At 60.4% G+C, this 4782-nt stretch carries 5 protein-coding genes; all 5 read right to left on the bottom strand.

Annotated elements, in window-relative coordinates; all coding sequences use genetic code 11:
* Window positions 1-42: 42 nt before the first annotated feature.
* Window positions 43-1407 (bottom strand): gluconeogenesis factor YvcK family protein, encoded by a 1365-nt coding sequence (locus NW815_RS05850; RefSeq protein ID WP_414415803.1) that lies wholly within the window; start codon window positions 1405-1407, stop codon window positions 43-45.
* Window positions 1400-2383, bottom strand: coding sequence for an RNase adapter RapZ (gene rapZ / locus NW815_RS05855; protein WP_414387957.1), 984 nt, complete (start codon window positions 2381-2383; stop codon window positions 1400-1402). Before rapZ ends, NW815_RS05850 begins: the two co-directional genes overlap by 8 nt.
* Before the next feature lie 110 nt (window positions 2384-2493).
* Window positions 2494-3198 (bottom strand): endonuclease III, encoded by a 705-nt coding sequence (gene nth / locus NW815_RS05860; protein ID WP_414387955.1) that lies wholly within the window; start codon window positions 3196-3198, stop codon window positions 2494-2496.
* A 6-nt stretch (window positions 3199-3204) separates the two neighbouring features.
* The gene (rseP, locus tag NW815_RS05865; RefSeq protein WP_414387953.1) at window positions 3205-4302 is read right to left on the bottom strand and encodes an RIP metalloprotease RseP; all 1098 of its coding nucleotides are present in this window, start codon (window positions 4300-4302) and stop codon (window positions 3205-3207) included.
* 168 nt (window positions 4303-4470) lie between these two features.
* Window positions 4471-4713, bottom strand: coding sequence for a NifU family protein (locus NW815_RS05870; RefSeq protein WP_011432622.1), 243 nt, complete (start codon window positions 4711-4713; stop codon window positions 4471-4473).
* Window positions 4714-4782 lie beyond the last annotated feature (69 nt).

Raw genomic sequence — 4782 nt, forward strand, 5'->3', positions numbered from 1 at the left:
AGCAGTGTTCAGCGTAAATGTATCAGGACATCCTGGGCAAAGCTAGAGGGAGCGATGTCTGTCGAACCAGCGCATCAGCATTGCAGCCAAGCGTTCGGGGTTGTGGCGCACCAAGCCGGTCTCTGGATCCTCTTGCATGACGTTAGCCAAAACGGCACGGCAGCCCAGGTAAGCCAGTTTGTCGGGATCCAACACCACAAACTCAGAACCGCTGCGGCGGTAATGCTCCAAAGCACGTGGGGAGGGTGGCTCCCGCTGCACCAGCACGCCGTCAAATAGGCGCACTCCTGCCACCCGATCCAGAGCCATGACGTGATCCCCAACGGTATAGCCGTCGGTTTCCCCCGGCTCGGTCATGATGTTGCAGACGTAGATGTGGGGGGCCATATTTTTGGCCAGAGCTTCCACAATTTCCGGTACCAACAGGTTAGGGATGATGCTGGTGTAGAGGCTACCCGGCCCCAGCACCACAAACTCTGCCGCCTCAATAGCCTCGATGACTTCCGGTAGGGCGGGAGGGTTGGGGGGGTCACAGCCGATTCGGCAAATGCGTCCTCCGGCTTTGGCAATGTTGGACTCTCCCACCACGCGGCGGCCATCGCTCAGCTCCGCCCAGAGGGTAACATCCGCCAGGGTGGCCGGCAGCACCCGCCCCTGAATGGCCAAGACTTGCGAGGTGGCAGTGATGGCCCGAATCAAGTCGCCGCCGGTTACCGCGGTGAGGGCAGTGATGAACAAATTGCCGAAGCTGTGGCCGCTCAGCCCTTCCCCCGACTGGAAGCGATATTGAAACAGCTCGGTGAGCAGCTTTTCTTCGTTGGCCAGAGCAGTGAGGCAGTTGCGGATATCGCCGGGGGGCAAAACGCCGATCTCCCGCCGCAGACGCCCTGAGGATCCCCCGTCATCGGCCACCGTGACAATGGCTGTGATGTTGGAGCTGTAGCGCTTCAGACCCCGCAGCAGGTTGGAGAGGCCGGTGCCGCCCCCCAGTACCACAATGCGGGGACCACGGCTGAGACGCCGCCGCGACAACAGCTTATCCACCAGCGCTTCATCTCCCTCGGGGATCAGCACATCCTCGATGGAGCGCATGGCGCTGCGAAACCCCAGCACCACCATCACCAGCCCGATCCCGGTCACCAGGGGGCCACTGATGTTGTTCGGGATCCAAGTGGTGATCAGGCGCAGGGTGATGTCGATCAGCCGCTTCAGGCGAAAGATGGGGGTCAACTCCGTCCAGATGGCAATGCCCAGCACCATCAGCAGCACGCCCCCAACCGCCAGGCTCAGCCAGCGTTTGACAGCCAAACCGGGAAAGAGCCATTTCCAGCCACTTCCCGACCAAGCAGCCTTGCGGCGACGAATGCCCCAAACAGGGGACTTGTTGCTGGGCAGGGGCTTAGGCATGGGAAGGTGCAGGAACGCCGGCCAAAGGGATCCTAACCTGTTGCTGGGCAACGCCGGCTTCGCCGGGCGCCGGGCCAAAGCGGGCTTCCAGCTCCCGCTGAGAGTCGAGCAGATGGCGATGCTGAACCTGAACATTCAGGTCGGGAAGAACGTGGTTGCCGGCAGGGACAGTCCAAGGCTGCAAATCCTGGGCCAGGCGCTCCACCAGGGCCACCGAGCGGTGCTGACCGCCGGTACAGCCGATAGCCAAAGTCAGGTGGGGGCGACGCTCTGCGCGGTAGTGGGGCCAAAACGCTTTGATCAGGGACAAGATGTGCTGGTAGGTGGATTGTGTGATGGGATCCGCAAACAAGAACTCCTGCAGCAGGGGATCCTGCCCGGTAAGGCGACGCAGATGGGGCTGAAAGAAGGGGTTGGGCAAAAAACGCACATCGAACAGCAAGTTGGCATCGGGGGGAACGCCGTATTTGAAACCGAAGCTGACCAGCCTTAGGTTGAGGGGCTGGGGGATCCCTTGCACCAAAGCTTGCAATTGCTGCCGCAGTTGCTGGGCATTGAGGTCGGAGGTATCCAACCAGTGGGTGCAGCGTTCCCGCACCGGGGCCAGAGCCAGCCGCTCTTGCTCAATGGCCTCCAACAAACCGGCAGCTTCCCCGTAGGGATGGGGACGGCGGTGGGCGCTGAGACGGTTGAGCAACACTGGGGAGCGGGCCTCCAAGAATAGGAAAGGGATCCCTTGCGATTGCACCCAAGCAGCCAGGGTGGGAACTTGATCCCGGTACTCCTGGGCGTGGAGATTCAAGCTGATGGCCAAAGCAGCGTGATGGGTCCGCATCGCCTCAACCAAGGGGATCACCTGGGCAGGCGGGATCCCTTCTAGGCTGGTGTACCCCAGTTGTTCCAACTGCTGGATGGCCAAAGTTTTCCCGGATCCCGTCAGGCCGGCAATGACCAGAACGGGGGGCACGACTGACATGGGTTTATCCTGCATGGAGCTTATTCTAGGGCGAGAGGCGGCCAAAACAAGTGCTGCAAGGGAGGGATCCCTGCCGGCTCAGCCATACAGGGCGCCCAGAAACCATCCTCTCAGGCCGGCGAGGCTTTTGTAGCTTTTTTATCCGTTTTCTCGGCCGGTGCAGCCGATCCCAGAAGAGGAGCGCTGGGGCAGAGATCCGCCAAAAAACATTGCTGGCACAGAGGCCTGCGGGCAGTGCAGATGGCCCGCCCGTGGTCGATCAGACGGATAGACCAGTTCTCCCAATCCGCCTGCGGCAACAACTGCATCAGATCCTTTTCGATGCGCACGGGATCCTCGTGCTCAGTGAGGCCGAGGCGGCGGCTGAGGCGCTTAACATGGGTATCGACGGTAACCCCGGCATTGATGCCAAAAGCATGAGCCAACACCACATTGGCCGTCTTGCGGGCTACGCCGGGTAGGGTGAGCAGCTCCGGCATGGTGCGGGGCACTTGACCACCGAAATCGCTCAAGATCTTGCGGCAGGCTTCCTGAATGTGTTTGGCCTTGTTGCGATAGAAGCCGGTGGAATGGATGAGAGCCTCGATCTCCTCTCGCGGCGCTGTCGCCAGGGCCTGGGCATCCGGGAAGCGACGAAACAGCTCCGGCGTTACCTGATTCACCCGCTCATCCGTACACTGAGCCGAGAGGATGGTTGCCACCAAGAGCTGCAGCGGCGTCTGGTAGTGGAGGGCACAGGTGGAGTTGGGGTAGTGGCGCTTCAGCCGGAGCAGGATCTCCAAAGCTCGCTGGCGCAAGGCCGGTTTGCTGGCCATCTTCCCCTAGCCCGACCCGGTGACAATGGCGAGGGTGTCTTTGAAGATCAGCACCACCCCCAATCCCAGCAACAACACCAAGCCCGTCTGCATCACCCGCTCCTCCAGATGCTTGGGCAGCCGTTTGCCGCGAATCGCCTCCAGGATCAAAAAGGCAATGTGTCCCCCGTCCAAGGCGGGCAGGGGCAACAGGTTGAGAAAGGCCAGGTTAATGCTAATCAAAGCGGTGAAATTAAACAGGCTGGCGGCGTCATCGCGGGCCAGGTCGGCCCCGATCTTGACGATCCCCACCGGGCCGGAGACCTGAGCAGCCGTGCTTTGGAAATTCTGCAGCAACTGCCGCAAGCCGTTCAGATTGAGCATCACCACCCGCTGGTAGGCATTTCCCGCCTCCGTGAGGATCTCAGCCACACTCTGAGGGGGACGCAAGGTCACCTCCTGGTGGGGGGCCAAGGTCACTCCAATGGCCACCGTCTCTCCCCGCACCTCTGGGATCACCGTCAATTGCAGGGGATCCCCTTCCCCACGCTGCACCTCCAGGGGAATGGGCCGGTTCTCGCTGCTGCGGATCAGCACCTGAAAATCGTTCAGAGCTGCCAAGGCCGCCGTCTCGTCGGCAATCCTGCTGTAATCGCGATCTGCTGCCTGCAACACCACATCCCCTGCCTTCAGGCCGGCCCGCTCCGCCGGGCTATCGGGCATCACCTGAGGGATGAGAATGCCGGGATGGATGCGCGTTACCGAGGGGATCCCCACCCAAGCAAACATCAACACCAGCACCAGATAGGCGAAGATCAGGTTGGCCATCACCCCTGCACTCATCACCACCAGGCGATCCAGCACGGGGCGGTTTTTCAGCAGATCCGGGTCGTCGGGCGGGTAGGGGGAATGTTCATCCTCGTCAGGAAAGCCCACGTAGCCCCCCAGCGGCAGGGCGCGAATGGCGTACTCTGTCTCCTTGCCCTGGTATCGCCACAACACCGGGCCAAACCCCAGCGAGAAGCGGTTGACGTGGATCCCTTGGAGTTTGGCTGCCGCAAAGTGCCCTGCCTCATGCACCAGGATCAGCAGGGCGAGAATGGCGATGGAGAGGAGAACAGACATGCGCTAGCTCTGAAGAAGGCACAGAAGAAAGAAGTGGGGAGCAGAGAGCCACCCGAGGCTACCCAAAGACCATGGGACTGTTGATCAAGTTGATCAAGGCACCCAATCCAACACTTGAGAAGAATCCTAAAGAAATCTCACAAAAACCCAAAGCGGAAGAAGGGCCTCTCAGAATACCTGCTCCACTTCTAAAATGTCGGGGATGCTTTCCCGCAACTTGCGCTCAATGCCCATCTTTAGAGTCATGGTCGAGCTGGGGCAGGCTCCACAGGCCCCCTGCAAGCGCAGCTTGACCACCGGGCCATCGATTTCCACCAATTCCACATTGCCCCCATCGGCCATCAAGTAAGGACGCAGCTCGTTCAGGACTTTCTCGACGTTCTCGGTATTGAGTTCCAGTGCTTGTGCCATGGTTGCTTTTAGCCTCGTTGAGATTTGGATTGTAGCGGTTTCTGATACATTCACGCTGAACTCTCCTGA

The organism is Synechococcus sp. R6-7 (assembly GCF_047461695.1).
In the GTDB taxonomy this organism is placed as follows: Bacteria; Cyanobacteriota; Cyanobacteriia; order Thermostichales; family Thermostichaceae; genus Thermostichus.